This is a genomic window from Chryseobacterium gilvum (genome assembly GCF_025628965.1).
In the GTDB taxonomy this organism is placed as follows: domain Bacteria; phylum Bacteroidota; class Bacteroidia; order Flavobacteriales; family Weeksellaceae; genus Chryseobacterium; species Chryseobacterium gilvum.
Window position 1 is genome coordinate 1 of sequence record NZ_JAOTEN010000009.1, and the last position, 3,299, is coordinate 3,299.

The window sequence follows — 3,299 nt, forward strand, 5'->3', positions numbered from 1 at the left end:
CTCTACCTTGGCAATCGGCTGGGTAGAATTATACCCCCAGACAATAGCCGTGGAAATACCATCCTTCGTCGTATACTGCTGCAAATTGCCTTTGCTGTCGTAGCGGTCGTAGGTGACTTCTGTTTGCAATACTTCACTTCCGAAAGAATTCTGAATTTCTTGAGGAAGAATTGCAACATTATCTTGCCAGTTACTGTTATAATTAATTTTTTTTGTATCTAACAATTTTCCATTTTTATAACTTTCTATTTTCTCAATCTCAGAAATTCTATTTTGGGAAAAGACAGAATTTCCATCATGGTAGAAATATTTCGTTTTTATCTGATCTCCATCTGATGTTGTCAATATATGTTGTGAGATATTTTTATTTATCGGGTTATATTCAAAAGATTCATTTTGTTCTAAAACTCTCTGATTACCATTTTCGTAGGAGTAATTTTTGGTTTGTTTTAATGATAATCTTGACCAACCGAATGCTTGGATAAGAGGATAATAATCAATATCATCCTTTGGGATGCCTAAATTTGTCTGACTAAAGCTATTAAAACTAGAATTTCCGCTACATCCAGGTCCTGAACTACTTGTTACAAATAATTGTGATGATTCCTTCCATGTTTTAAAAGCTGAATATGTATGATTTTCTAGTCTTCCTTGAAAAGAGATTGCGTCAGGTTTATTAAAACGATACCCATAAAGTTTTTCATAATTAATAAAATCGTAGGTATTAGATGTCTCATTTAAAACTCTTCCAAAGTTATCATTAACTCTTTCTTTTAATAACAGACCTCTTTTATAATCAATATTTTTAGCTGGCAAATAGGGTTTTGTATAAGTAATAAGCTCCTGTTCAGGGTAATCAATCGGACTTGTAAAAAATTGCTCTTTAGATCCCAACCCAATCTGTTCCTCTTTTACATATTTATATCCTACATCTGCTCCTTGAGTACTTACAATTTCCTGGTTACTAGTTATATTTTTTGACAAGTAACTGGAAATACCACTATAAGAAAGACAACTTGAATAAGGTAATTTTGCGCAAATAGTACCATTTTGTTTAACAAAACGATATTCTTCAAACTTAGGTTTTCCAAAAACCAAAGATCCACTGCTTTTTGTTGAATCTTCAGGCATTTTATAAGAATACTGTTTTTGTATTCCTGGAATTATAACGTTAGGCGAATCATAATAATCTTGTGGGATGTCATTAGTAAAATAACCAATCTTCGAAATTCTATTTCCCCCTCCATATAAAAATTTATTGTTATTATTTATTTCATAATAATGTATGCTTAGATTATCTGTATCATGATATGTAGTATCAAAATTATTTCTTTTAAAAGCATATTGTACATTTTTCTCTAAAATAAATTCAAAGCAACAATTGCCATTGGGTTCTACGCAGTATATTGTACCAACGGGTGTTATATTACCATTAGTGATTTTTGATAAAAAAATATTTCTTGTCCATGTATTTGGATCATTTGGTAAGACAATATTTGTATAAATTACGACCTTTCTATCTTTATTATGCATAGGAATTAATTGATAATTATTATTGTTATAAACAAAATTATAATTATCAATGCCTAAAAAAGTAATGTTAGGATTGCTACTAAAATCAGTAATAGGTTCATCACCTACAAATGAATATTCATTAGTTTCAAATTTAAAAATTGAAGATCCTCCTGTTGGATATTTTATCTTTTGCAGTAAATCAAGTGTGCTGACCGAGGGAGATGGCTCTCTCATAAACGTTATATCTTGAGAACTACAATTTTCAAAGCTAAAGGCATTAAAATAGCCCCAATAGTCTTTTCCAATATTTGCAGGAAGTCCCGTAGGAATGTTTCGTTTATAAAAGAATTCATGTTTTTCAGAGTTAGAATTTCCAGAATAAGTTTTCGTAATACTTTTTAAAAACATTCTATTATAAGTGATTGAATTATAATCGTAATCAAAAACATATTTATAAATTAATTTGTTAAATGAGTCTACGAGTTTAATTTCTCTTAAAAATGTAGAACCAGGATTTACATTTGTATCGGATCTGCCAATAGAATACATAAATTCTATTTTTGCCTGTTGTGGAATATTTATATATTTTATTTTTTTGACATTGATTATAGAATTACTCACAGTTTTGGTTTGTAAAGGGCCCATTTCTGACCAACAATTGCTATATTTTAATGGATCCGTATTATTTCCATAATCATTTATAGTGAGATTCTTCTGTAAATTGCTTTCAATGAGAACTCTTTCATCATACTCAATATCAAAAACAGTTTTATTATTCGGGTCAATAACTTTTGTGAGATGAAAGGAACTCCTAAAAGAGTGATCATTACTATGACTAGAATTTGTAACATAGTCAGACATTATCATCGTTAAATTTTCTATATCGACAGATCGTTGTGTTGTTTCAAAAACATCAAAAACATATTTGTATCCTTTATCATCATAAACTGTGAACCCGGTTGGTGTAAACTCTTGATTATTTATTGTAGCATATTGACTTTCAATCTTTATTCTATAATCATCTAATGGTTCTATTTTGAGTAAATTATCTTCTTTTTTTATGAAAAAACTGCCCGAGTTACCCATGAAATTAAACTGCCATAAGTCATGTTCTGTATCATATTTTCCATTTTCAACAGTTTCCCAATAATATTCATTTGAAATTTCAGGATTATTTAATTCGTACGATAAAGGATCTTGAACAAATTGGTAATATATATTTTTATGGTTTTGTATATTATTATGATATATTCCTACTTTACCTGATGTATGAGTAGAAGCCATTACAAGCTCTTCATCTGGCAACCCTCTTACTACTCTTGAGATCGTTCCTCCTGCAAAAACTGTCCAGCCTAAACCTACTTCTCCAGCAGTATTTTCTGCTTTTACATTTGCAGGGTGATACTTAATAAATATATCTACAGGTATATTATTGGAATGTGTAGATAACTGTGTAAGCGGGATAGAAATATCAGGAATTCCTGTATAATTATTAACAGGGATTTCTTGAAATTTCATCAAAGATGATACCGTTGGAGACGGCGGAATAATTGCTGGGAGATTTGTAGAAATAGTAGGGTTTACTTGAGAAAATATTTGTATAAAATTATAAAATATTAGTATTGTAATAATCTTTTTCATCTGTATGTTATTTTTTAATAATTTTCGCATTTGCGGTCTTGTTGGAATCGGTTTTTATAGTGATAAGATAAGCGCCCTGAATCAGGTTCTGGGTATTGATCTTCGTCACTTTATTCTTGGTTTTTAAACTCTGCAGCTGTCTT

2 protein-coding genes are annotated in these 3,299 nt (G+C 30.0%); both read right to left on the reverse strand.

Annotated features, from left to right (window positions below; translation table 11 throughout):
• Positions 1-3,156: hypothetical protein (locus N0B16_RS14100; RefSeq protein WP_262991579.1), on the reverse strand; the 3,156-nt coding region annotated here is incomplete at its 3' end.
• Positions 3,157-3,163: 7 nt separating this feature from the next.
• Complete coding sequence (locus tag N0B16_RS14180) at positions 3,164-3,292, reverse strand: T9SS type A sorting domain-containing protein (protein WP_497006663.1); 129 nt, start codon at positions 3,290-3,292, stop codon at positions 3,164-3,166.
• Positions 3,293-3,299: the final 7 nt, after the last annotated feature.